This window comes from Mucilaginibacter hurinus (genome assembly GCF_003324525.1).
Classification (GTDB): Bacteria; Bacteroidota; Bacteroidia; order Sphingobacteriales; family Sphingobacteriaceae; genus Mucilaginibacter; species Mucilaginibacter hurinus.
Map to the genome: position 1 here is coordinate 136,419 of NZ_QGDC01000003.1, position 25,202 is coordinate 161,620.

The 25,202-nt window shown below is 42.8% G+C and carries 22 protein-coding genes; 9 read left to right on the forward strand and 13 right to left on the reverse strand.

What is annotated here, in order from left to right; all coding sequences use genetic code 11:
- Nucleotides 1-76: 76 nt before the first annotated feature.
- The gene (gene ligD, locus DJ568_RS06410) at nucleotides 77-2,611 is read right to left on the reverse strand and encodes a DNA ligase D (protein WP_114004676.1); all 2,535 of its coding nucleotides are present in this window, start codon (nucleotides 2,609-2,611) and stop codon (nucleotides 77-79) included.
- A gap of 486 nt (nucleotides 2,612-3,097) precedes the next feature.
- On the reverse strand, nucleotides 3,098-4,474 hold the full coding sequence (locus tag DJ568_RS06415) for a glycosyl hydrolase 53 family protein (RefSeq protein ID WP_114004438.1): 1,377 nt from the start codon (nucleotides 4,472-4,474) through the stop codon (nucleotides 3,098-3,100).
- Between the two features lie 69 nt (nucleotides 4,475-4,543).
- Between DJ568_RS06415 and DJ568_RS17530 the strand changes: the two genes are divergently transcribed.
- The gene (locus DJ568_RS17530) at nucleotides 4,544-4,675 is read left to right on the forward strand and encodes a hypothetical protein (RefSeq protein ID WP_262510670.1); all 132 of its coding nucleotides are present in this window, start codon (nucleotides 4,544-4,546) and stop codon (nucleotides 4,673-4,675) included.
- 93 nt (nucleotides 4,676-4,768) lie between these two features.
- On the opposite strand, the gene DJ568_RS06420 is transcribed toward DJ568_RS17530, so the two are convergent.
- The 3 genes from DJ568_RS06420 to DJ568_RS06430 form a co-directional block, all read right to left on the reverse strand.
- Nucleotides 4,769-5,299 carry a hypothetical protein gene (locus DJ568_RS06420; RefSeq protein ID WP_114004439.1) on the reverse strand — a complete coding sequence of 177 codons (531 nt, stop codon included), beginning with the start codon at nucleotides 5,297-5,299 and terminating at the stop codon, nucleotides 4,769-4,771.
- 88 nt (nucleotides 5,300-5,387) lie between these two features.
- Complete coding sequence (locus tag DJ568_RS06425) at nucleotides 5,388-6,017, reverse strand: response regulator (protein WP_114004440.1); 630 nt, start codon at nucleotides 6,015-6,017, stop codon at nucleotides 5,388-5,390.
- A gap of 11 nt (nucleotides 6,018-6,028) precedes the next feature.
- Nucleotides 6,029-7,990: an ATP-binding protein gene (locus DJ568_RS06430; protein ID WP_114004441.1), complete on the reverse strand. Its 1,962-nt coding sequence runs from the start codon at nucleotides 7,988-7,990 to the stop codon at nucleotides 6,029-6,031.
- Nucleotides 7,991-8,224: 234 nt separating this feature from the next.
- On the opposite strand from DJ568_RS06430, the gene DJ568_RS06435 reads away from it, so the two are divergent.
- Entirely contained in the window at nucleotides 8,225-9,019 is a 795-nt protein-coding gene (locus DJ568_RS06435; protein WP_114004442.1) for a carboxylesterase family protein, read from the forward strand.
- A gap of 77 nt (nucleotides 9,020-9,096) precedes the next feature.
- Here the strand turns inward: DJ568_RS06435 and DJ568_RS06440 are convergent, their stop codons facing one another.
- Nucleotides 9,097-9,480, reverse strand: coding sequence for a VOC family protein (locus DJ568_RS06440; protein ID WP_199560896.1), 384 nt, complete (start codon nucleotides 9,478-9,480; stop codon nucleotides 9,097-9,099).
- 213 nt (nucleotides 9,481-9,693) lie between these two features.
- Nucleotides 9,694-10,851, reverse strand: coding sequence for an NHL repeat-containing protein (locus DJ568_RS06445; protein ID WP_114004443.1), 1,158 nt, complete (start codon nucleotides 10,849-10,851; stop codon nucleotides 9,694-9,696).
- Nucleotides 10,852-11,058: 207 nt separating this feature from the next.
- Here DJ568_RS06445 and DJ568_RS06450 point away from each other — a divergent pair, with 207 nt between their 5' ends.
- Together DJ568_RS06450 and DJ568_RS06455 are read left to right on the forward strand one after the other, a co-directional pair.
- Nucleotides 11,059-11,532 carry a ribonuclease H-like YkuK family protein gene (locus DJ568_RS06450; protein ID WP_114004444.1) on the forward strand — a complete coding sequence of 158 codons (474 nt, stop codon included), beginning with the start codon at nucleotides 11,059-11,061 and terminating at the stop codon, nucleotides 11,530-11,532.
- A gap of 110 nt (nucleotides 11,533-11,642) precedes the next feature.
- Nucleotides 11,643-12,113, forward strand: a complete 471-nt coding sequence (locus tag DJ568_RS06455) for an SRPBCC family protein (protein WP_114004445.1) — start codon at nucleotides 11,643-11,645, stop codon at nucleotides 12,111-12,113.
- Here the strand turns inward: DJ568_RS06455 and DJ568_RS06460 are convergent, their stop codons facing one another.
- Both DJ568_RS06460 and DJ568_RS06465 read right to left on the reverse strand, forming a co-directional pair.
- Nucleotides 12,114-13,343: an acyltransferase family protein gene (locus DJ568_RS06460; RefSeq protein ID WP_158534886.1), complete on the reverse strand. Its 1,230-nt coding sequence runs from the start codon at nucleotides 13,341-13,343 to the stop codon at nucleotides 12,114-12,116.
- Nucleotides 13,344-13,519: 176 nt separating this feature from the next.
- The gene (locus tag DJ568_RS06465) at nucleotides 13,520-16,132 is read right to left on the reverse strand and encodes an OstA-like protein (RefSeq protein ID WP_114004678.1); all 2,613 of its coding nucleotides are present in this window, start codon (nucleotides 16,130-16,132) and stop codon (nucleotides 13,520-13,522) included.
- Nucleotides 16,133-16,285: 153 nt separating this feature from the next.
- Here DJ568_RS06465 and tilS point away from each other — a divergent pair, with 153 nt between their 5' ends.
- From tilS to DJ568_RS06480, 3 genes are all read left to right on the forward strand, one after another.
- On the forward strand, nucleotides 16,286-17,572 hold the full coding sequence (gene tilS, locus DJ568_RS06470; RefSeq protein WP_233496640.1) for a tRNA lysidine(34) synthetase TilS: 1,287 nt from the start codon (nucleotides 16,286-16,288) through the stop codon (nucleotides 17,570-17,572).
- The gene (locus DJ568_RS06475; RefSeq protein ID WP_114004448.1) at nucleotides 17,569-18,045 is read left to right on the forward strand and encodes a hypothetical protein; all 477 of its coding nucleotides are present in this window, start codon (nucleotides 17,569-17,571) and stop codon (nucleotides 18,043-18,045) included. Before tilS ends, DJ568_RS06475 begins: the two co-directional genes overlap by 4 nt.
- A gap of 114 nt (nucleotides 18,046-18,159) precedes the next feature.
- On the forward strand, nucleotides 18,160-19,077 hold the full coding sequence (locus DJ568_RS06480; RefSeq protein WP_114004449.1) for a cobalamin-binding protein: 918 nt from the start codon (nucleotides 18,160-18,162) through the stop codon (nucleotides 19,075-19,077).
- A 45-nt stretch (nucleotides 19,078-19,122) separates the two neighbouring features.
- On the opposite strand, the gene DJ568_RS06485 is transcribed toward DJ568_RS06480, so the two are convergent.
- Complete coding sequence (locus DJ568_RS06485; RefSeq protein WP_114004450.1) at nucleotides 19,123-20,085, reverse strand: isopenicillin N synthase family dioxygenase; 963 nt, start codon at nucleotides 20,083-20,085, stop codon at nucleotides 19,123-19,125.
- Between the two features lie 157 nt (nucleotides 20,086-20,242).
- Here DJ568_RS06485 and DJ568_RS17095 point away from each other — a divergent pair, with 157 nt between their 5' ends.
- Together DJ568_RS17095 and DJ568_RS06495 are read left to right on the forward strand one after the other, a co-directional pair.
- A complete protein-coding gene (locus tag DJ568_RS17095) occupies nucleotides 20,243-21,835 on the forward strand; it encodes a DUF6600 domain-containing protein (protein ID WP_147238717.1) in 1,593 nt (530 codons plus the stop codon).
- 58 nt (nucleotides 21,836-21,893) lie between these two features.
- Nucleotides 21,894-22,343, forward strand: coding sequence for a thioredoxin family protein (locus tag DJ568_RS06495; protein ID WP_114004451.1), 450 nt, complete (start codon nucleotides 21,894-21,896; stop codon nucleotides 22,341-22,343).
- A 240-nt stretch (nucleotides 22,344-22,583) separates the two neighbouring features.
- Here the strand turns inward: DJ568_RS06495 and DJ568_RS06500 are convergent, their stop codons facing one another.
- The 3 genes from DJ568_RS06500 to rlmD form a co-directional block, all read right to left on the reverse strand.
- Nucleotides 22,584-23,093, reverse strand: a complete 510-nt coding sequence (locus tag DJ568_RS06500) for a phosphoribosyltransferase family protein (RefSeq protein ID WP_114004452.1) — start codon at nucleotides 23,091-23,093, stop codon at nucleotides 22,584-22,586.
- Nucleotides 23,094-23,225: 132 nt separating this feature from the next.
- Complete coding sequence (locus tag DJ568_RS06505; protein ID WP_114004453.1) at nucleotides 23,226-23,612, reverse strand: hypothetical protein; 387 nt, start codon at nucleotides 23,610-23,612, stop codon at nucleotides 23,226-23,228.
- 123 nt (nucleotides 23,613-23,735) lie between these two features.
- Nucleotides 23,736-25,160, reverse strand: coding sequence for a 23S rRNA (uracil(1939)-C(5))-methyltransferase RlmD (gene rlmD, locus DJ568_RS06510; RefSeq protein ID WP_114004454.1), 1,425 nt, complete (start codon nucleotides 25,158-25,160; stop codon nucleotides 23,736-23,738).
- Nucleotides 25,161-25,202: the final 42 nt, after the last annotated feature.

Genomic DNA, 25,202 nt, shown 5'->3' on the forward strand with positions numbered 1-25,202 from the left:
AGATGTTTTTAATTTTATGTCGTAAATCATTATGCTAATTCTGTGCCAATAATTAATTACTTAATAAATTAATTAATTACAATTTAATTTCATCCTGATTCTTTAGTCTTTCCAGGCCCTTTTTAAGGTCGGCTTTAACCTTATGGATATTTTTCCACGGATCGTCAATATTCTCTGTACGCTCCTTTATATTGTATATAGTGTAGTCTGAGAGCTTCAGATCATCGTTTACCTCATTCCAGTGCAAAGGGGCCGATACTGTAGCACCAGGTTTGGGCCTTACCGAATAAGGGCAGGCGATAGTTTGCCCCCGCCTGTTCTGTAAAAAATCTATATATACTTTTTTGGGTCGTTTTGCAGGGCTCCGCTCTACGCTGGTTGTGTCGGGCAGTTCAGTATGTACTAAATTTGCAACGTACTCTGCAAACACTTTTACAAAATCATAGTCATATCTGCCGCCAAGATAGCAGTAGATGTGTAAGCCTTTCGATCCGGAAGTTTTCACAAAAACGTCTAACTTCATCCTGTCAAACACTTCTTTGGTTTTTAGCGCCGCCTCGACAGCCCAACTAAACGGCACGTCATGCGGATCTATATCTATTACCACATACTCGGGATGCTCCGGCTTCTTATAAGTACTCAACCACGGATTGATTTCAATACATCCCAGATTTGCCATGTATAACAATGTAGCAGCATCTCCTCCAACAATGTAATTGATATCTTTGTCATTGCTTTCTGAGTATACTTTCTCCGTTTTTATCCAATCAGGCAAATGGGCTGTATTGTCTTTTTGAAAAAAACCGGGATCATCAATCCCGTTAGGCTGCCGCCGCATAGACATAGGCTTATCTTTTAGATAAGGCACAATCCAATCGGCCATGCTTTCATAATATTTTATCAGTTCGCCCTTGGTAATACCTTCTTTTGGCCAGTATACTTTGTTAAGATGAGAAACTTTTACCTTTTTACGGCCATAGGCTATAACTTCCTCATCAGCCATCTGTTTGCCCGGCGTTTCTGTTACCACCTCATCTGCTTTTTTATCAGTGCGGAGGCCTTTAAAAACGGGGTGGCGAAGGTGGCCATCTGCGGTCCACTCGCTGTACCAAACCTCGCATACCAATTTAGGCTTAAGCCATGTAATTTTGGTACGCTGATGCGTTTTCTGGGCGAAAGGTTTTTCTTTGGTTTCCAACGGCTCCATCTTGACAAACATCTCTTTAAGGCTTGCTTCATTAAAACCGGTTCCGCAATTTCCGATATACTTTATATGATCGCCCTGGTTGATTCCCAATATCAACGCCCCGAAGTGCTTGCGTGAGCCTGAAGGCGCAGTGTATCCGCAAATAATAGCTTCCTGAGAGTTTTGGTATTTAAACTTAAGCCACCTGTCGGTGCGCTTGCCGCTTACGTAAAAACTATGCGCGTCTTTGCCAATAATACCTTCCCATTCCTCGTCCTTGGCCTGTTCAAAAAGTTTACTGCCTTTTCCTTCAACGTGCCCGCTGTAAATAATAGTGGTCGACGGATACTGTTTTACCAGCTTTTCAAGCAGCAACTTACGTTTTATCAACTCCAGGTTACGAAGATCATGACCATCCAGGTTCAGCAGGTCAAACACATAATATTTAAGTTCGAGGTGCTTTTTATCGCCTTTATAATTTTGTATATCCTGGAAACGGCTGCGGCCCTCGTGGTCTTCTATAACCAGTTCGCCATCAATGATGGCATCTTTCCCAATTTTTTCCAGGTCATCCACTACCTTTTTGTAGTCCTTACTAAAATCAATGTTATTGCGCGAAATCAACCTGGCCTTTTTGCCGGTGTAGCCTATAGCGCGGTAACCGTCAAGCTTGCGCTCGTATATCCAATCGTTATCGTCGAAAATTTTGGTCTCGGGCTTGGCCATCATTGGCCGGTACTGCCCGCCCACATTTGCCGGCTCTTCCGGTTCGTCATCTGATTCTCGGGTTTCATCAGGGCTTTTTTTTTCAGCTTTCAGTGTTTTAACTTTGTGACTTTTAGGCAATCCTTTAGCCTTACCATCTTTATTGTTCAGCATCTTTTTCACATTGTCAGGCACCAGGTCCTCACTGTTGAAATCATTAACGGCATATTCATCATTATGCTTAATGAGCAGCCAGGCATTATCTTCGTCGGAATTTTTAATTTTAACCAGTGCAAACTCGCCATTTAATATTTTGCCCTTCAGCCTGATCTTTAGGTTACCAGCTTTTAAGCCCGCACGCAAGGTTTTGATGTCGTCCTTACGGTCTTCGGCAAGCGACTCATACGTGCCGTTATCCCACAATAGTACTACACCGGCGCCATAATTTCCATTGGGGATAATGCCTTCAAAGTGCTGGTAATCTATCGGGTGATCCTCTACCATCATAGCCAGCCGCTTGTCATCCGGGTTAAGCGAAGGGCCTTTAGGAACAGCCCAGCTTTTTAGCGTGCCATCCAGTTCAAGCCTGAAATCATAATGCAGCCGGGATGCATGATGCCGTTGTACAACAAACGACAATTCCTTATTATCGCTTTTGCCGCCCTTCGGTTCGCTGGTTTTCTTAAAATCCCGCTTTTTTTCATATTCCTTTAAACCCATCACTAAAACTCCTTTACGCTTTTTATTAACCGGTTTCAACCGACATGTTAATCTGTTATAGTTTAGGTTAACATGGATTGTTGTATTATATTGAACTCACTTTTAATGTCTTAGTGATAACTGCTATAACCGTAAAACAGTTTGCGGAAATTCTTGTGAAGCAAGAATAATTTGCAGCCCTTTCAGGTAGATAAATGAATTTCGTGCTGTACGCTGGGTTACATACATTCTGACACACTCACCAGGTAAGTTGCCGGTGGAAAGAGCCGGTACAGTTAAAGAAACTATAAGCTGAACATGAAAGTACGAAGGCCGCCGCTCCCGCCTTGCTTTGAATAATAAGGCGCTTACGGAAGCAAGCTTGCGCAGTTTTAAAAGAGCTTGATTAAGCAGACAGAACGCAATAAAATCGTCAACTAAAGCGCTCTGTATAGCAAACAGGGGTATAGCAGTTACGATAATGTCAGGAAAATTACACTCACCGACCTATTTGAGGTATTTGCCGGCTATGCCCGGATAAACATCAAGTAACTCGTTTGATTTACCGGTGGAGTCAAATACCTGTTCCCAGGTGCTTAAAGGCTCCCAGATGAATGAGCCGATACCTTTGCCGCCCGGTACATTAAACGCCAGATTGTTCACCTCGCGTTTTAAGTGTGTATACTCTGCCACCATGATCTGCTTATTATATTTTTTTGATAAACCGGCTAAGTTGGCTTTTAAATCGGCGAGTGTACCGTGCCACTTGGGGTAGTAAGACAGGCCGATGATATCATAAGGTACATTACGGTCGCGCATGGCATCGTAAAAAAACTCCGATTCAACAGCTTGCCCGCCCAATGCTACATGAAGCATAATTAAGGACGACGGGCTTACTGCCTTCACACCCTTTACACCAGCGTATAACAACTGCGAGAGGCTATCAAGGTTGCTTATCTGCCCCTCGGGCCATATCATTCCGTGGTTAATTTCGTTACCTACCTGTACCATATCCGGTTCGGTACCCTGATTTTTTAGTTCCCGCATAACTTTTATGGTAAAAGCCTGCACCGAATCTTTCAGTGTATTGAAATCTTTGCCTTGCCAGGCTGCGGGTTTGTATTGTTGCTGCGGGTCGGCCCAATAATCGCTGTAATGGAAATCAAGCAATAATTTCATGCCCGCAGCTTTTACCCTTTTGGCCATCTGTTTGGTATGTGCCAAATCGCAAAAGCCTTTCCCGGGCGAGTAGCCTTTGGGTTGTGCCGGGTTGTTAAATATACGGAGACGTATATAATTAAACCCATGTTCGCTTAAAATAGCGATGGCATCTTTTTGTACACCTTTATCAGAAAACTTTATGCCTTTTGCTTCCAGTTCAGGTAAAAATGAAATGTCAGCGCCCAATATTTTATCCGTAGTGGTTTTAGCAACATAAACATCGTTGGTAACCCGGTGTGGTTTGCCAGGTTTAACGGTGTGTATCTCTGTTGAACCGGGCCACAAACTATCAACCTTAGCCTCAAACTTTATATGCTGCAGTGATGTACCCGCACGTAAAATAATGCGGGCGGTACCACTAAGTGCCGTTTGCCAGGTTGTATCAGTTGTACGGAAATCTTTAGCCGCTACATTGTTAATACTGATAATATCCGCATCGCCTATCAGTTTGTATACAACCGGCCGTTTAATATGCGGCACGTCCTTGCCGTCACGGTCTATCATTTTTACAATAATAAGCGCTTCGTCTTTACCGGTGGCTAGCATCGTGGTTTTGTAGGGGGTTACCTGTACTTCAGTTGGTTTGACTGGTTGGGCGTAAATAGACTGAGCAATTGCCAGCAGCATTAAGGCGCCGCCCAGCATTTTACAAATATTATACATGAGGTGTAGTGGTTAATTATTGTAAAGCTGACAAATATTTTAGGAAATACCAATGCAATAACGCTTTTTATGCAACTTATACTAAACGATGTACCTGATACTATACTACCTGTAAGTCCGGATCTTAACACACATATTGATTCGGCCGATTTTTCTACGGAAATCATTGTTCCACCATCACCCATAAAAAAGACCGGTTGATTATTCAACCGGTCTTTCTATTTCAGCATATATGGGGAAAGTGCTGATATTGCTGAAAGCTTAACAACGCTTTTCGCACATACATTTAGCGTGTTATTTTACTGTGGTAATTTTACCTGAAAATTCGCCCTGCTCAACAAATGCTTCTTCTCCATCTTCGTTATGGGCCACAATAAAAAATGTGCCTTCAATCTCCGTATCCGTAAGCTTAGTAATTTTCACCTGGCCCCCTCCCGAGTTTTTTTCACCGGTGGTGTAGATTAATTTTTTGTTGGTAGTATTTTGAAAATCCTTGTACATAACAGCCCCATTGCCAGTTGAATTATCTTTGTTTAACGAATAGGTGCCGGTACCCGTTGCACCGTATAAAGCGATGGTAATTGATTCCTTTAATCCATCTCTAACAGCGGTCATAGTAAATATAGGGCCTGCTTTAGCTACAACAGCAGCAGTACTTTTAAATTCGGCTACCGCTCCGCTTCCAAACGCGAACCTTTTGGCGGTAACGGTTGCAAACTGCCCATTAGAGGTTTTGGTATCTTTATCTTTTTTGCAAGAGGTTGCCGATACGGCCACAATTAAAACTATTAATAAAATTGCCTTTAGTTTGTTGAATGTTTTCATTTGTTGTGATTTTTTACCAAAGTTGCTCTGATAAAACAAACCATTCAATACCATTAAAACGGCATATTTTTGTACGGGAAACAGCGCTTCAGATTATTTTGCGCTCATACGCATACTTTAACAACCCCACTACAGTTTGGGTATTGGTTTTACGTAAAATATTTTTTCGATGGGTTTCAACTGTGCGCTCGCTAATAAACAACTGGTTAGCTATTTGTTTATTGTTCAAATCTTTTTCAATCATCCTGATAATCTCGATCTCCCTGTCGGTAAGGCGGCTTTCTTCATGTCCCTGCTTAAATGAACGGCTCAGCTGTAGGGTAATATCATAACTAAAATAGCTTTGCCCGGCCGCCAGGCGGTTCAACGCCTCGGAAAGCTCCTGCTTGCCGGTATTTTTCAATATATAACCTGATACGCCGGCGTCAACCATTTCGGCAATTACCTGACTGTCTCCAAACATTGATAACGCCAGCACCCTGGTATTAGGGCTCACCTTTCTTACCTGCCGTGTAAGTTCAATGCCGCTCATTGACGGCATACTTACATCAGTGAGTAAAATATCAACCTCGGTGTCTTTCAAACTGCCTAAAGCCTGTACCGGGTCATTACTTTCGCCAACTATGGTAAAGCCATTAAAACCATCAATCATTAAACGCAAGCCGTCAATCACCATTTGATGATCGTCAACAATAAAAATTCTTTTGGTTTCAGCCATATCAATAGTGTTTAAGTTAACGGAACATGTATTGCCACCAGGGTGCCTTTACCCGGTGCTGATGATATATCTACCGTTCCTTTCAAATACTCAATTCTCGTAGTGATATTTTTCAATCCTATACCTTCAAATTTCTCTTTATCAGAGGTATCAAACCCCCTCCCGTTGTCTTCAATAGTTACCGCAATCTCATTATCCTCATTAACCAGTTGTATATCCAGCATCGTCGCCCTGGCATGCTTAATCACATTATTTACGCACTCCTGTATAACGCGGTAAAGTACTATCTCTACGTCACTGTCAAGCCTATCATTCAGGCCGGCCGTTTCTACCGCCACTCTTAATTTTTGAGCATCTATCTTGTTAACAAAGTCTTTTACTGCGCTTACAAGTCCCATCTTCAGCAATACGTTGGGCATCATCTGGTGTGCAATACCGCGTACTTCCACACAACTCTCATCAACCAGGGCCAGGGTTTTTTCGGCCAGCGTCTGCTCTCTTGCCGAACTAAATTCCATGCGCTCAAATAAGCCGGCCATATTCATTTTAACAGCCGAAAAAAGCTGCCCCACTCCATCATGCAAGTCGCTGGCTATACGCTTACGCTCGCGCTCTTCGGCTTCAATAATTCCTTTTGCGGCAATATCCTGCTGGCGTATTACCTCTGCTTGCAGGCGGGCATCCTGTTTTAATTTATAGCGATTATAAAACAGTGCGCCAAACGCAAGCGCTATTATAAACAAACCGCCAATTATGGCTATGGTAGTATTGCGCTCGTTTATTTTCAATTGCTGCACTTTAGCCTGTTCGCGTAATAACTTTATGCGCTGTTCACGTTTTGATGTTTCGTATTTAACCTGCAGCTCATTCATCTGGTCGGCCGTTTTCCGGGTAAAAAGGCTGTCTTTCAGCTTTTGCGATTGCTGCATATACGTCAACGCGTCTTTATAAGTGTTTTGGCCCTCATTAAGTACCGCTGCCAAATTGTAGGCTTCTTGCAGGTAGTTTTTCGCATTCAACTTTTTAAACAGGGCTATTGCTTTGTCTAAATGATCTTTTGCTTCAGGGTATTTTTCCTCTTCAATATATATCTGTGCCATATTTTTATAGCACGACCCTATACCCATTTCATCCTTCAATTCCTTGCGTATAGCCAGCGATTTTTTGTTAAATTCCAGGGCTTTCGCATATTCTTTCTTCTTTTGGAAAGCTACGCCCATAGTATTGTAAATGGTTGCCTCCTCGCTCAAATCATTTATTTCCTTATAAAACTTTATTTCTTTGTAACCCAACTTAATAGTTTCGTCGTACTGCCTGGTTTGAATGTAGTAGGCCATAATGTTACCCAGTGCGTTTCCTTCCAGCATTTTTTGGCCAAGTTTTTTTGCCAGCGCTGCTGAATGAAAAAGGTATTTTTTTGCATCGGCAGGCTTATTACTATCCAAATAAAATTTACCTATGTTATTCAGCAATGTAGCTTCCTTTGCCTCGTCGCCTAATTCTGAGTAGATATGCAAGGCCTCCATCATGTATTGTATCGCCCTATCCAACTTACCCAAGTGTTTATATATCACACCAAGGTTTGAAAGAGAGCCGGCCATTTTATCTTTGAGGCCAAGTTTCTTGCGCAAATCGTACGATTTTTGGTGATTTGTAAGTGCATCCTGCAGATTATTGGCACGCGTGTGCACAATGCCAATATCACTGTAAGCAAGCGCTATAGCAGTATCATTCTTCATTTTTTGTGCAAGATCCAGTTCACGGTTGCCATAATCAAGCGCTTTATCAAACGATATAAAACTGTAATTCCAGCACAGATCGCCAATTAAACGCAACCGTTCACTATCAGACTTTGCTTCAGCAAGTTGCTCTTCAAGCGCGGCTATTTTGGATTTGTCTTGCGCAACGGCAATAAAAGGACACGCGAGCACAAAAGCAAGCACTGTAAATATTTGCACAACTCCCTTTTTCAACGCTTGGGTTATAATAACAATTTAATCAGGTTTATATAGAAATTAGCATCCTTAAAACTTCAAAGAATATCTTAAGTTTACAAAAAGAGGTCAGCCAAATATTGAGTTAATATACACCAATTGTTCTTATAAAAAATAACAATTTCAAAATATTACACCTTATCTTACCGTTTAAGTAAATATTACTTTTTAGCATACAGTTCAGTACAAAATATTATTCAACAATTAATACCCATGATCAATAAGTTTATCTGCCTGCTGGTGCTTATCGCCATTTTCTCTTCGTCCGCTATCCATGCGCAGGACAGAACGTTATATACCGAAGGGCGGTATGCCTCAAAAAACGATACTTTACCCTACAGGGTGTTGTTCCCGGTTCAATTTAATCCAAAGCAAAAGTACCCTGTAGTTTTTGTGCTGCACGGGCGTGGAGAATGTGGTAATGATAACAAAAAGCAACTAACCCACGGTGCCGACCTGTTTTTGAACACAGAAGTACGCCAGAATTACCAGGCGATAGTGATATTTCCCCAATGCCCAACAGATAGTTTTTGGTCAAACGTTAAAATAGAAACTGATTCTGTTACCGGCAACCGCAAGTTTTTATTTCAAACCGATGGTGAGCCAACCAAGGCTATGAAAGCCCTGCTGGGCCTCACAAACGAATGGATGAAGAAGCCTTACGTGAATAAAAAACAGGTATATGTGGGCGGTTTGTCAATGGGTGGTATGGGGACGTTTGAGTTGATTGGACGTAAGCCAAAAATGTTTGCGGCGGCGTTCCCTATTTGCGGGGGCGACAATACACTAAACGCCAAAAAATATGCTAAAAAGGTACCATTGTGGATATTTCACGGTGCAAAAGACAATGTGGTACCGGCCGACCACTCTATTGTGATGGTTGAAGCACTAAAAGAAGCAGGCGGCGAACCCAAATTTAGCCTTTACCCCGATGCCATGCACGACAGTTGGCTAAATGCCTTTGCCGAACCGGAATTGCTGCCATGGCTATTTTCGCACAAAAAGTAATATGTACAGATTTTGTCTTGAAAGAAGTCCAAATTACTCGCAAGGTTTTTGGAATGTCCTCTTTGTATAAATCCATGCTAGTTAAGGGCGGACACAAGCCACCAGGTATTGCCGAAAGCGTCTTTAATTCCGCCGCTGCGCCCGTACGACTGGTTTGACGGCTCCATAATACTTGTGGCGCCTGCCTGCAGGGCCTTATTATAAGTTTCGTCGGCATTGGCTACGTTAATGTACAGCCCGGCAGTTTGCACACTAAAAACATCGGTAGTATTGGCAAACATGATTGTGCTGCCACCAATATTTACCTCGCAGTGCATCAGGCGACCGTTGTCGTCAAGGCTACGCATCTGCTCGGCAGCACCGAAAACGCTTTGCGTGAAGACAAAAAAATCTTCGGCATTTTCCAAAATAAGGTATGGCATTACCGTTTGGTAGTTAGGTGGTATTTGCAGGTTATCCATAATGTGGTTGTTTTGTGGTTAACATAAATTTATGGAAATTGTATGAATTGGTATTACTGATATTGATTTTTTTTTGCCCGGCATAGCAAAACGCAGTCAACATTTTAGATATAATTGTTTAGCGCAACCAGCCGGCAAAGCTGACTGCCGAAGAAGCTAAATTAAACCTATCCAATAATTATAAGGTAAGTGACAACTTAATGGCTATGGCAATTATTTATACTGTTTAAAAGCCATTATCACTATATCTTTACCCTCATCGCCTGATTTACTGTTAAGGGTAATCTTGCCGGCGACAGTGTTAAATTCTGCGGCATAGCTGATAGAGCCGCTTACATAAATATAATCAGCATTTGCACTTAAGGCTATACATTTCGGATCGGCAAAACCGCCTAACCTGGCCCATATAAAGTTACCGTTCGCATCCAATTTTTGTACAAACATATCATATATATATCCATAACCGTATCCCGGAGCGGGCCCTGTTTCTCCGTTGAGTTCATACTTTCCTTGTCCCGGATCAAAATCGCCCGGTCCCCAAATAGTCCCTGTCAGGTAAATATTACCGGCGAAATCAAATGTAATGGCGGTTGTATTTCCGCCTGTTTTTTTCTCTAACAGCAGGTTGCCGCTCTTATCATATTTTTTTAGTATCCCATTAGAAAAATTAAAGATATTACCATATCTGTCAAGGTGCAAATATTGCAATGGATCTATCCACTTCTTCCACAAAAGTGCGCCGTTTGTAGTATATTTATAAAGCTCATTCCAATAATGTATAACAATATTATTATCAACGTCTACCAGTATATTACGTGGATTATTAGCCGCGCCATACCTGTTGCCCAGGCTTACTTTCTTAAGCAACTGGCCTGCATCATTATATTTAAAAACCGTTAATTTTACGGTACCGAAGCCGTGTTGGCCCGGGTCGCCTTCATACCCCAATTCGTAAATATTGCCATCTTTATCACGAGCGAATAATTCTTTGCCTGTTGCGGCTCCATAAGAGTTTGCATCCTGAAAGATGCCTGTTGAGCTGAATTTTTGCCGGAATATGGCAGTAGCTCCCGCAGGTGCTGTTAAACTCTTTACCCCCCCGCCCGGATTAAAGTCTACAGTTTGTTGGAAAGTACCGAATACCGTAACATTTCCGGCCGCATCAATTGCAATTTTTCTCCCTTCGTCTTCCCCCATGCCGCCAACGCCTTTAACCAATAGTAATTGCGGAGGGATAGTTGCCGCCATGGGTATTTTGTTGCCACCGTTCAAATCATTAAAAGCCGCTGCTGGCCGTGCAGGAATATCTTTTTTGCATGATGCCAATGCACATGCAACACTTGCTATAAGAGGGATTAATTTGAATCTCATAACGAAATAGGATTTAGGTTAATTGACGGACAATATATGAAATAGAGTTAGATAACGGATCAACAAATTTTAATATGCAACTTGTTGACAATCATGCAAATGTTAACAAATAAATAATATAGGCGTGATGCTATTGTGAATAGTTATCGCTTATTTTTATAAACCTGTTATTTAAGGTCGAATATTTTTAACCTAAAACGTTTTTATATGACCTGGAAAAAATTCAGCGGCGAAATAATCCAAACGCCTATTCTTGAAGAAGTGGAAGCTGCCATTGAGCGCGAAACTTTGTTGGGTAACAAGTTAAAAGTATGCATTGGTACCGATTCGCAGGTAAAAGGCACCGTAATCGATTTTGCCACGGTAATTGTTTTTTTGCGCGAACAGCACGGCGGATTTATGTTTATTCACCAGGAGCGCAGCGCTATTAAGATGGGCATAAAAGAGCGGATGCTTACCGAGGTGCAAAAATCAATTGATACTGCTTATCGCCTGTGCGACCTACTCGACCTGTATGACGTTGACCTGGAAGTGCATGCCGACATAAATACCAACCCTATGTTTAAAAGCAACCAGGCCCTGCATGACGCTATGGGCTATATTTTGAGCATGGGGTTTGTGTTTAAAGCCAAGCCTGAAGCTTTTGCCAGTTCGTACTGCGCTAATAAAATGGTGCAGTAGACGGTAATTAAGGATAAGTTGTTATAGATTTCAGGTATATAGTCACTGTTTCCATACACTACACCCGGCACGTTTACTGAACTATTCTGTATTTTGCGCGTTATACACTCGTGAAAACATACACACTTAAATGGGAGCAGAGCATCCCTATCACTCTTGAGGAAGCGTGGGACTTCTTTTCATCACCCATCAACCTGGCCAAGATAACGCCCGGAGGAATGGGATTTAAAATCACATCAGATTATACGGAGCAAACCCAAATGTATGAGGGGATGCTTATCACTTATAAAATAGCACCGCTTTTTGGTATAAAGATGAACTGGATGACAGAAATAACGCACATCCACCCTCAAAAGGAATACTTTATTGATGAGCAGCGCTTTGGTCCTTACGCGATGTGGCACCACGAACATCATTTTAAACCTATTAAGGGCGGCACCAAAATGACTGACATACTTACCTATGCTATACCCTACGGCGCAGTAGGCACACTAGCTAACCGGCTGCTGGTACAAAAAAAAGTAAAACATATTTTTAGTTACCGCGAAAAAGCGATAACTGAAAGATTTGGCAAACTATAATTACTTAATCAGTTCGGCCTTATTCTCGGGATTCTTTTTCGGATTTTTAATCAGGAAGTCGCTTTTTCGTATGTAATGGTTTAACGGCTCTTCAATCAGCTTAAATAAAGCGATAGATACGAGGTTAAGTATAATGAATGCATACGTCATGTTCAACCATTCAAACTGAAAGGGTGATATCCAGTCCTTTTGCCATTGGTCATACAGCCCAAATACGTAGTCATTGCCTTTCTCAAACCAGCCATGTAACAGCAGGTACATCCAGCCCAGGTGTATAAGGTAAAATATGTACGAGCTTTTGCCAAGCAGTTCCATGGTTTTGGTGGCAAAAAACTTTTTTAATATGCTGCCCTCTGTGAGTAAGCCATAAAAGAACCAGGCTATAGCCACCGGCAAAAGATAATTGTTTATAACAATGCCAAAAGGGTTTTGCAGTCCTGTAGGGAAGCCCTTTGGTATAGGCAGTAACGACATTGCGTACGCGCAAACAAATATCAGCACAAAACCCAAATAGGTATAAGGCACCTTATTAGTACGGCCGGTACCGCGGCTAAGCACGTACCGGGCCAGCTGCATCCCTACAAAAAATTCAAAACACCGGCCGAAAAAAGTAAACAGCATTACGAAAGTAAAATTGCCGAAGAAACCAAAAAAGTCTACGTGGCTAAATATCAACACCATTAGCGCGGCAAAAGAGGTGATAACCAGCGGCTGAAGCCAGAATTTTTTATGCTTTATGGCAATGTAAAAAGCGAACGGTGCCGAAAAGTAAAAGCACTCCTCTACTGTTAAGCTCCAACCCTGCGCAACACCCGTATCCCAAAACTCAAAGAAAAATCCGCGTAAAAAGGTAATGTTCATCACCAGCATGGCCCAGGGGTTATAACCTTTGGTAACATCTACTTCGCCGGTAATAAAAAAGTAAGCAAATGCGGCAATGGTAAGCAGCGCATACATTGGGTATATACGGGCCACGCGGTTTTTAAGGTATTGCTTAAACCAATCTTTAGTTAAATGAAAATTATTGTAATAACGATAGGTTATTAAAAAACCCGACAATACAAAGAAAATGGTTACCCCAATGTGGAATTCTGAAAACAAACGGTTCACACTTTGAGGAAAAATTTCACCAAAATTGTAATAGTAGTGCGACAGGAATACAAGATAGGCCGCTAAAGCACGCACGCCCGTAAGCGATGGCACATAGTTTTGTAAGTTAGTTTGTGACAAATCAGTACTTGGTATAAGTTTAAATCCTTTGTATTTGCCTAATGGAAATACAAACTCAATACCAAGTTAATCTGACAAGCTGTAACATCTACCCGTTTAGTGCTTTCCCTTGGTGCCAGGGGGAATTAGAAATGGGCATCCCGGCGACATTAGCAACAAAAGGCTGCGCGCTGCCCCTACTTCCTTTGAGGTGGTTGTGCAGGGGGCCTTACTACAGTGGTATCACGCCGCTGCTCCTGCGAACCTGCTGCTGGTAATATTACCGGGGCTGTGTTTAGCGTACCATCAGCAACGCGGTTACGGTTAACATCTTTTGTTTCGGGGTTTACAATAATCACGCTGTCTTTAGCAGCAGTTTTGGTAGCTGGCTGCACAACGTCGCCATTGGTATCAATGGTTTCAGTGCGCTTTTTCTGCATAGTACCTGTACTATCAGCAACCGCCCCGGTAGTTGTATCCTTAGCGGCAGGTTTTTTTGGCGCAGCCATAGCCTCCGCCCTGGCTGCTGCGCGGTTGGCCGCTTTGCGGCGCGCTGAGTTAATTATAGCCTCCTTAGATACAGGGCGCTCTTTAGGTTTCCAAATAAAGTTTTTAAGTATGCGATCTTCCTCCGTAAACTTATTTAATGGTCCGTACCGTATATCGGGCTTAGACAGGAAGGCGAGATTCATAACTTTATTATTGCGCAACCTGATACGCATACGGCTGCTTAGCGACCGCTGCATGCCGCTTATTTTATTGGTTGTACTGTCACGGTTAAAATATATACTCTCGGCGTTACCGTCTACATACATCAGCGAAAGCTTATTATTCTGGAAAAACCCGCGCATCTTCTTACCGCCCACCTGGTTAAAGTGGGTTGAATCTCTCTTTTCTACATTGACAATGAAGGAGTTGTAATAGATGTCCATATTATCAAGCTTCTTATTTTTCATCTGCAGATCAATCGTGTCACCTGACAGTTGCGAACCCTGGGTCCACATCATTGGCTTTACATAGCAACGTATAGTAGAGTCGCTGTTGGCATAAAACATGGAATCGGCTTTAGCCTGCAAGTCTGACTTAAATATTTTCGCATCATGAAAAGCGTTAATGATACGCACGCGGCTGGTATCTGATAACTTTACCTTGGTGGTAAGATAAACTGAATCAACCTTACCGGGTTTGGCCGGCAGTTTACTGATACTATCCGATTTTGCTTTTTTCTGTGCTTCATCCTGCGCGGCTTTTTTTATAGCTACACTATCCACTTTTGGTGGTGCAGGTAACCCAAAAAACAACGGTTTCAGGTAGGTACTATCCCAGCGTATCTGCGTAATCAGCGGTTCAATATATTTAGGTGCAGTTTTATATACAATAGGTTCCTTCTTTTTTACGCGGGTGGCGGTGTCCCTAACAAAGCGCATCTTTTCCTTAAGCAGTTTCAGCTTCTTGTAAGTTAATATCTGGGTTTCCAAAGTATCGGCACTCATGTATACCGAGTCTACTTTAACACGCTCACCTTTTTCGTTAATAATATATACCGTTTTGGGCGGAGGTGGTATTTTGGTTTTGGCCGTAGTTTTCCCGGTATTTTTCTTTCCTGCAGTAACTTGCTGCTGTTTACCTGGCGGCGTGCTCTTAGGTTTTGCAGCCGCTTTTAACAACCCCTCTGCCGTTGATGCCGTACCTGGCGGAAGCGTGCCGCCGGGAACAGAATTTTGGGTTTTGGCCGCGCTTTTCAACAGGCTGTCGGCTTGTGTTGAAGTTACCGGCACTTGTTTAGCTGTTGCGGCTTTTTGCGCAGCACTTTTCAGCGAATCTTTTAATACTACCGGCTGTTGTTTGGCCAGCGCGGCGGCCTGTTCAACAGCGCCTGATTTAATAGCTTTAGCTTGCAAACTATCTACTGAAAGGCTATCGTTCTTTACAGGTGCAACCATAGGTACACTATCTGTAGAAGTAGAGTCCTTTTCTTCGGTTACCAATATAACATACGCGTTTTGTGTAACTACCGCACGTTCATCCTTTTTATAATAGGTACCCAGATCTCCCTTCATGGTTATTTTTTGTTCCCTATCATGAAAGGTTATGTTTTTTACCGCCCGCCCGTAACCTTTAACGCGATCATAAAATAAACTATCGCCTTTCAAGGATTTGGTACCTTGCTTGTATAAATTACGTTTGCCAAAAAAAGCCTGTTTCAATGCTGTGTTATACAGGCCATTCTCAGTGTATAAGGTGTCTTTATCTTTCTCTTTGCCGTAAATATTGGTGGGCCCGTAAAAATATGAGATACGTGTGCCGGTATTATAGCGCAGTGTGTCAGTTTTGGTTAATGCTTCCGGATTATCCAGGGTAACATTGTACCTGAAATACGCGTCGCGCGACGAAGCGAAGTAATAACCGTTTTTGCTGGTAAGTACGTTATCCTTGTTCACCAGTTTGCCCCCTCCGGTGTAGGTACCAATACGTGTCGCAGTGTTATACGTAAGATAGTCCGTTGTTAAAATAGCATCCTTATCAACCATCCGCACATTGTTGGTAAGTATGGCGGTTTTGGTATTACCGTTATAATTAAGTTTATCGGCATAAATATTCAGCGTATCGCCCTGGCTTATATGTACGTTGCCAAAGGCATCAAATGCATTATCCTGCGGATAAAAGTATGCACTGTCTGAACTCAAAACCGAGTAATCCTGCTGAAAGGTACCGTTGTATACTTTAACCAGGTCCTTGCCGGCACGCTTTAAACCCTCACTCCGTTCTGAACGGATAAGCCGCACTATTGACTTTTTTTGCTGAGCCATAGCGGCGTATGCAATAAGTAACAGGCAGAAGCTTAAAAGGCATTTTTTCACTTTGGCAAAATTAGTTTTTTGCTGGGCTTATTAAATTAATAATTTTGATGTATGCTCCCTGTTGGCCGGTTTAATCAATTTATAACGCAAAATAATCTTTTTATGCCCCACAGCAATATATTAGTTGCTGTAAGCGGCGGTATGGATTCTGTTTTGCTCACTCATTTGTTAAAAGCGGCAGGATACAACTTTGGCATAGCGCACTGCAATTTTGGTTTGCGGGGAGATGAATCCCTTGCCGACCAGCAGTTTTGTAATAAACTTGCTCAACAGTTTAATGTTTCTTTCCATACCATAAACTTTGCTACCCGGGAATACGCGGCCGACAATAAACTATCCATCCAAATGGCGGCAAGAGAATTAAGGTATGTATGGTTTGAGCAGATAAGGCAGCAGCATGGCTACCATGCCATTGCGCTTGGCCATCACCAAAACGACACGATTGAAACAATATTGTTGAACCTCACCCGCGGAACCGGTATTGCAGGCCTGCATGGTATTTTACCACTCAACGGAGTGCTGGCGCGGCCGTTATTATTTTTAAGCCGCGATGAAATAGCAGAAATTGTTAAACTCGAAGAGATTGATTATGTTGAGGATAGCTCTAACGCGTCGACAAAATATGCCCGAAACAAACTGCGGCATGAGGTGATACCTAAACTGAAGTTGCTTAACCCTAACCTTGAAAACACATTTGAAAAGAATTTACGCCACTTCAGGGAGCTGGAACAATTGCTTGAATTGACGGTAACGGAGCTTAAACTTAATTTATTTGACTACCAAGATGACGGTGTACACCTGCCGCTTGAAAAGGTGAGAAAGCTGCAACCGTTACACCTGCTACTGTTCAGGCTGCTTCAGGAGTATGGTTTTAGCGAGGCTGTTACAGACGACCTGATAACCGCGCTTGACAAGCACCCCGGACGTGTGTTTGAATCGCGGGGGCATAGGCTGGTGCTTGATCGCGAGCAGCTTGTTATCGTAAAAAAAGAAAATAAGGATATTGAACCTGTAAATATTACCATGGAGGATAAGCGTTTATATTTTGGCGATTATGCTTTAACAATACTGCATGATGACTCGCCGCTAATTATACGCGATAATCCGTTGGCAGTAGCTATTGATGCCCAATTGCTGATATATCCTTTAACCATGCGCAGCTGGCAGCAAAGCGATTTTTTTTATCCCCTGGGCAAGCGGACACGGAAAAAGCTGAGTGATTTTTTTATTAATGAAAAAGTGGCTGTGCATAAAAAAGCACAAATACCGCTTTTGATTAATGGCAACGGCGATATCATGTGGATTGCTGGTTACCGCCCCGACGAAAGATATAAGGTAAGTAATAACACTAAAAAAGTTGCTATATTCGAATTGTTTAAAATAGCATGAGCGAAAATAAACCTGTTTTTATCGAAAAGCAATACCTGGGCAGGGAGTTTATCCCGCTCACTATACGCCTGGTTTTGGCCATGTCGTGCTTTGCAGCCTATTTTTTTACCCAGGCCGGAGGCGACCTGCTTATCGTAGTGGGTTTTGCAATTATCATTATATCCATCATTATGGGTTTTTTGCTGCATTACCGTACACGCGTTCAAAATAAAAGCGTAATGCTTGATGGTTTGTGGACCACCCGACTTGTAAAAATTGATTTGAATAGTATTGTTAAGGCTGAAAAGGGTACTTACAGCCGTTACTTGTTCAACAACCCCGTTTATAACCTGCACACCCGCGGTACTATACGTTTTTACGCCGGTGGTAAAGAAGCCATTCACTTAACCGATCGCGACGGTTTGCTTTACATCATAGGCTCGCAACATGCTAATGAATTTTTAAGAGCTGTGCAAAGCGAGATGGCACGATAATATGCTTTGAGGAATGATTACCATCTGCAGCAGCAGCGGTAAAAAATTCTAAATATAGCTCCCAGATTAATTACCCAAATGCACAATTAACGCTAACATTCTGTTTTTATACTCATGCAAATTATTTCCCTTCTTCCGGCAGCTACCGAAATTGTTTGTGCTTTGGGCCTTGAAGATAAACTGGTTGGCCGATCGCACGAGTGTGACTATCCTGAAAGTATAACAGGTTTGCCTGTTTGTACTGAGGCCAATATACCTGGTAATCTAAATAGCGCAGCTATAGATGCAAAGGTGAAGGAGATATTAAATGATGCCCTGTCATTGTATAACGTAAAACGCGATGTTATACAACGTTTATCGCCGGATGTTATTATTACGCAAGCACAATGTGATGTATGCGCCGTTTCATTAACGGAGGTAGAACATGCGCTGGAAGATTATCTAGCCAAAAAAGCAAAGATCATATCGCTGCAGCCTAATAGCCTCGATGATATTTTCAACGACATTAAAACAGTTGCTAATTCTTTAGGGGCACCCACCGCAGGCGAAGAACTGTTGGAAAGCCTAATGGAGCGGGTAGACATCATCAGACATAAACTGAAATTTATTGATATTAAGCCAACTGTAGCCTGTATAGAGTGGCTTGAACCGTTGATGGTATCGGGTAACTGGATACCAGGCCTAGTAAGCATAGCCGGCGGCCACTCCATTTTAGCCGAAGAAGGTAAACACTCACCCTATATTGATTGGACAGACATACGCCTGCAAGATCCTGACATTATTGTAGTAATGCCCTGCGGTTTTTCAATTGAACGCACCATTAAGGAAATGGATATTTTATTGCAACAACCCGGTTTTGCTGAACTCAAAGCCGTAAAAAACAATCGCCTTTATATAGCCGACGGTAACCAATACTTTAACCGACCCGGTCCGCGCATTGTGGACTCAGTAGAAATACTGGCCGAAATCATCAATCCGAAACAGTTTATTTTTGGCTACGAAGGGGATGGATGGATAAAGTTCGCGGTGTGAGAAGGAATAGCACGAACTCAAACTTTATCGAATTATAAAATAAGGTTAAGATTTTAGGCCTATTTCCCGTAACCGTTCGTCCAGGTATTCGCCAGCGGTAATGTCATGATATGCTTTCGGATGTGCTTCACTAATACATGATTCCAGGCAGGCTAGGTCCATGCTCATTTTTGGATGCAGGAAAAACGGCACCGAATATCGGGATTGGTTCAATAGCTCGGGCGGTGGATTTACCACCCGGTGCGTTGTTGATTTAAGCTTATTGTTAGTAAGCCTTTGCAGCATATCTCCTACGTTAACAACCAGGTCTTCGCCTTCTGCCTTTACAGGATACCATTCATGGTCGCGGGTAAGCACCTCAAGCCCATCGGCGCTGGCGCCTATCAGTAAAGTTATCAGGTTGATATCTTCATGGGCGCCAGCCCGTACCGCATCATCATTCAACTTAGCCGCCTCGTTAATTGGGAAGTAGTGAAGCGTCCGCAGTATGGAATTACCATTGTGCACTTTACCATCAAAATAATCTTCGCGCAGGCCCAGGTATAGCGATATGGCCTTTAACAAGTGTATGCCAACGGTTTCGAGTTTCTTATAAACATCAATAGTTACCGAATTAAACTCCGGCAGTTCGGCTACCTGTACATTGTCAGGATATTCGTCTTTTACGGGGTCGCCATCGCTAACTGTTTGTCCTATCTGCCAAAATTCTTTGAGGTCGGGCCTGGTCAGGCCTTTTGCGGTTTCCTTCTCCTTACCGGTATATCCACGCTGACCGGCCATACCCGGTATTTCATATTTTTGCTTAACTGCGTCAGGCAACGCAAACAGAGCTTTAACATTTGCATACAAACTGCTTATAAGTTGCGTGCTTAAACCATGGTTAGTGATGGTAACAAAACCTGTTTGGTTAAAAGCTTTGCCAATATCGTGAGCAAACTGTTTGCGCTGTTGAAAAGTGCCGGTCAAATAGTCTTCAAGGTTAAGCCGGGGAATATTTACTTTACGCATAGATATCCTAAAGATAATCGATATAAAGTATGTTTTGAACAGCTATTGTAACCTTTAAGTTATATAGCTGATAATTAGTGGTAGAGGGTTAAACGTTTGCAATTTTTTATCGTCAAAACATCATAAGAACAATAAAACAAGGTTCAGTATAAAGAACATGAAAATAGTTAATAAAATATGGGGTTTCGGTTTAATAGCATTATTTATGGTGCTGGCCCCTTCAACTAAAAGTTTAGCGCAGGACGACTACGTTACAGACCAGGTGTTTTACGACGAGTTATCGCCATACGGCACATGGGTTTACGACCCCGATTATGGTAATGTATGGGTACCTGATGTTGAAGCAGGTTTTCAGCCTTACGGCACACGTGGCTACTGGGCGTTAACCTCTTATGGTAATACATGGGTATCTGATTATGAGTGGGGTTGGGCGCCGTTTCATTACGGCCGGTGGAGGTTTGATAACTACTACGGCTGGACATGGGTACCTGGTTATGAATGGGCACCTGCGTGGGTAACCTGGCGTCAGGGTGGCGGATATTTCGGCTGGGCACCTTTATTCCCCGGGTTAAGTATCGACGTATCCTTCGGCGGTTACAATATTCCTAACAATTATTGGGTGTTTGCACCGCAGGCTTATATAACCAGCCGTAATATTTACGACTATTATGTGCCCTACCGCGATAGAGTTACTATTATAAATCGCACAACTTATATCAATAATACCTATGTGTATAATAACCGCAGGTATTACAGCGGCCCCCGCTCGGTTGAAATACAACGCGCTGTAGGCCGGCCGGTACGGGTTTACGATGTAAACAATGTGCGCCGTGCTTCAGACCGTGGTGTGCGCGACAATAGCATTAACATATATCGCCCGGCAGTTCGCCGCGCTGAAAATGCCAGGCCAGCAAGAGTGGTTGACGGAAACGCCTACCGCAGAGAGAATCCCGGCCAACGAATTGCCGACCCGGCGAAAGGTGTAAACCGCGGTAGTGCCGAAAGATTGGCCCGCACAGCCAAAAATGAAAAAACCAACAGCGATTTAGTTAAAGTTAATAGTGAGCGTCCGGAAAGCCGTGCAACTGGCAGAAGCAACCGCGATGCTAACCGGGCAAATAACAGCGCTGACCGTGGCGCGCAACCGTTTGTAAATGAAAATGAGGGGAACAGCCGTCGCACAACACGATCAAGGCAACGCGAACAGCAACAAACGCAAGATATGGATGGCAGGACGGATGCTAGCAGACAGCAGATTGACCAACCACGCCGTCAGCGTGCGCAACAAACGGAACAAGTAAACCAACAACGGCAGCAACAGGCTGAACAACAACGCCAGCAGCGGGATCAACAACGTGATCAATTACGCCAGCAACAGGCCGAGCAGCAACGTCAGCAGGCAGATCAGCAGCGTGAGCAGCAACGCCAGCAACAACGTGAGCAGCAACGTCAGCAGGCAGATCAGCAGCGTCAGCAACAACGTGAGATGCAACGTCAGCAGGCAGATCAGCAGCGTGAGCAGCAGCGCCAGCAACAACGCGAGATGCAACGTCAGCAGGCAGATCAACAACGTGAGCAGCAACGCCAGCAATATGAGCAACAACGTCAGCAGCAAGCTGATCAGCAAAGACAGCAGCGGCAACAGCAGTATGAGCAAAGGCAACAACAGCGTCCGCAATATGAGCCCCGTCAACCCCGTGGAGGTGGCAACGAAGGTGGAGGCCGCGGCAGCCGCAGAGGGATAAGTTAATTACTACCAAATAGCGCAACAGGGACAGTTACCACGTAATTGTCCCTATTTTTATATTATGATTACATTAATACATAATAACATCAGCAGAGTTATATTACTGCTACTTTTTGTTATACCGGTTTCCTGCCAATCGCAAAGTAAAGGCGGCATAAATTTCATTGAAAATAGCTGGGGTGAGGCTTTAAAGCAGGCTAAAAAACAAAACAAGTACATCTTTGTGGATGCGTATGCGGTTTGGTGCGGGCCATGCAAAATGCTTAAACGCATAACCTTTAAGGATAAAGATGCGTCTGAATTTTACAATAAGAACTTTATTAATGTCGCTATGGACATGGAGCGGGGCGACGGCCCGATATTGGGCTCCCAATGGCAAATTACCGCGTATCCAACACTTTTGATATTTGACCCGCAAGGCAACCTGGTATCATCATCACGCGGGTTTATACCCTCCGGTACGCTTATCAGGTTCGGCAAATCCGCTCTGTCAAACCGTAAGAAAATATAAGGCATAAAAAAGGCCGAAATAACTCTCGCAGTACTTCGGCCTTACATCTACCTATGAAAAACAAACCCTATGAGAAGGGTAATAAGTTTAATCCAAAAGTAGTGCCAAGTGCCGAATAACAAAACTTGTAACCTGTAATTAAGGCTGCTTAAGTTCTTATATGTTGCAACGGGTAATTTAAGCCTCACATAGTTGTGGCGTTATTTACACAGTGTAGAAATAAATTCTACCCATAAGTGGTTAAACCAGGTACACGGCGTCAGCTTCCGCCGGCGCGCTCAGAACTACGTCAACGTGTTCTTTAATAACTGTTGACAGTGCTATGCCTGCGTAATCTGTAGATACCGGGAAACTTTTGTGATTCCGGTCCACCAGTACTACGCTACGCACTTTTTTTAATGATACATTTAAAAATACACCTATGCCATACGCAAGGGTTTTCCCGCTATTTAATACATCATCTACAATAACCACAACTTTATTTTTGCAATTATTCACATCAAAATCGGTGCGGGCATTTAAAGTGCTGCTGCCCTTGTCTATATCAATGGTTAACAAAGTAGTTTTAAAAGGAGCGATGTTTTCAAGTATATCCTTTAATCTTTGTGCTACGAGGTTGCCGCGCGGTAAAATTCCTGCTAAAATAATCTCGTCCTCATCAAAGTTATCTTCCAGTATCTGGTAGGCTATCCGATCTATTTTTTGCTGTATCTGCTGGCTGTTTAATATCAGGAACTTTTTAGCGCTCATGGTTATATTGTTATAAGTTAAGGGCTGGCAGTATTGTTAAAACAAATATAGCTTTTTATTGATTGAGGTTAGTTTTGTATTGCCACTCAAAAACTACTACGCAAAACTTAATATTTTACACCTGGCACGCATCTATTCGTCGGCATAAGGAAAGTAAACAAAATTAGCGCCCTCGGGTACTATTACAAATACGCACATAAAGTCGTGAGGGCTTTTATAGGTCGATAAAAATCTTTCTCTAAGCTCTCTTTTAATGATCCCTCGTTCAATAAACTCCTCAAGCGTTGAGGCATGTATAGTCCATTCGCAATTTAACTCGTTACGATCAAGTATTACCTCACCCAGTGTCACCTGGTGCTGGTGGGCAACAAATATAGGATAGGCCGAAAGGCCTTCAACCATAATTTCAACTGATACCTCACGGATAGACTCACCGAAAAATTTCAGATCGACTCCGAGGCTTACCAGCGGGCTATCTTGTTGGCCGCCCCTTTCATTTAATAACTCTTCCGGATCCACTTAAATTATAATGTAATTTTAAACACTTCATATTTGCCGGTGAATGAAGAAATTTCTGCATTCTCCAATTAGCCGGCCTCCGTTATACACTTAGTTTAACCTTAACTCGCACCCCTTTTAAAGCTATTGATTCATTAGTACAAGCAGTACCACATTCTCCACATGTTGTGTGTGCGGAAACATGTCCACCGGCTGAATCTTTACCGTATCATATTTTTCTTTTAACACCTGGATGTCACGCGCCTGGGTAGCGGCATTGCAACTTACATATACAATTTTAGGTGCTTCTATTTCCATCAAACGGGCAACCACATCGGGGTGCATTCCTGCACGAGGGGGATCGGTAATGATCACATCCGGTTTACCGTGTTCTGCCACAAACTCTGCAGATAGCACATCCTTCATATCACCCGCATAAAACTTTGTATTGGTGATATTATTTATGGCTGAGTTGATTTTTGCATCTTCAATAGCCGATGGCACATACTCCACACCTACCACTTCTTTTACATGCCCCGCAATAAAATTAGCTATAGTACCTGCGCCGGTGTATAAATCATACACCAGTTCATCGCCGGTGAAGTCGGCAAAATCACGTGTTATTTCGTAAAGCTTTAAAGCCTGTATTGAGTTTGTTTGGTAAAACGACTTTGGGCCGATACGAAACTTAATGACACCGTGTGGCGAAGGCATTTCTTCATATATATACAACGGACCTTTAAATGCAATTACATCCTGGTCAAAAATGGTGTCATTCTTTTTTTGATTTATAATGTAAAGCAGTGAGGTAATTTCAGGAAATTCATCTTTAATATAACCCATTAACGTATTTACCTCAGCTTCATCCGTATAGGCAAAAACCACCACCACCATTGTCTCCCCGGTTGACGAAGTTCGTACAATAAGGTTTCGGAGCGCACCGGTATGCTGTTTCAGATCGTAGAAACTGTAGCCATGTTTTATAACAAAATCACGAATGCTATTACGTAAAGTGTTTGATGGTTCTGCCTGCAGATAACAATGGTTAACATCAAGTATCTTATCAAAACGGCCGGGGATATGAAAGCCAAGGGCATTCATATTAAGGGTTTCGTCTTCACGGTTTTCACCGGTATACAACCAGCGCTTGTTACTAAATGTATATTCCAGCTTATTGCGGTAATACCGGTCGGCCGGCGAGGGTATAATAGGCATAATACCGCTTACATCTATTTTAGCTAAACGGCCAAGCGCATCAGCTACGGCTTTCTGCTTAAATGTAAGCTGTGCAGTATAAGTCATGTGCTGCCACTTGCAGCCTCCGCAAGTGCCAAAATGCTCACAAAAGGCTTGCACCCGGTGTTCTGACGGCTGCTTAAGCTGCGTGATACGGCCTTCGCCGAAATTCTTTTTACTTTTAAAAACCTCTACATCGGCAATGTCGCCCGGAATTGCCTTATCCACAAACAACACAAAATCGTCGGCCTTACCTACACCTTTTCCCTCTTCAGCAATATCTATTATGGTAACGTCCTCGAAAAACTTGCTTTTTTTTGCACCTCTGCTCATTGGTGCAAAGTTAACCCAATTATTTAAAAGAGTAACTGGCTT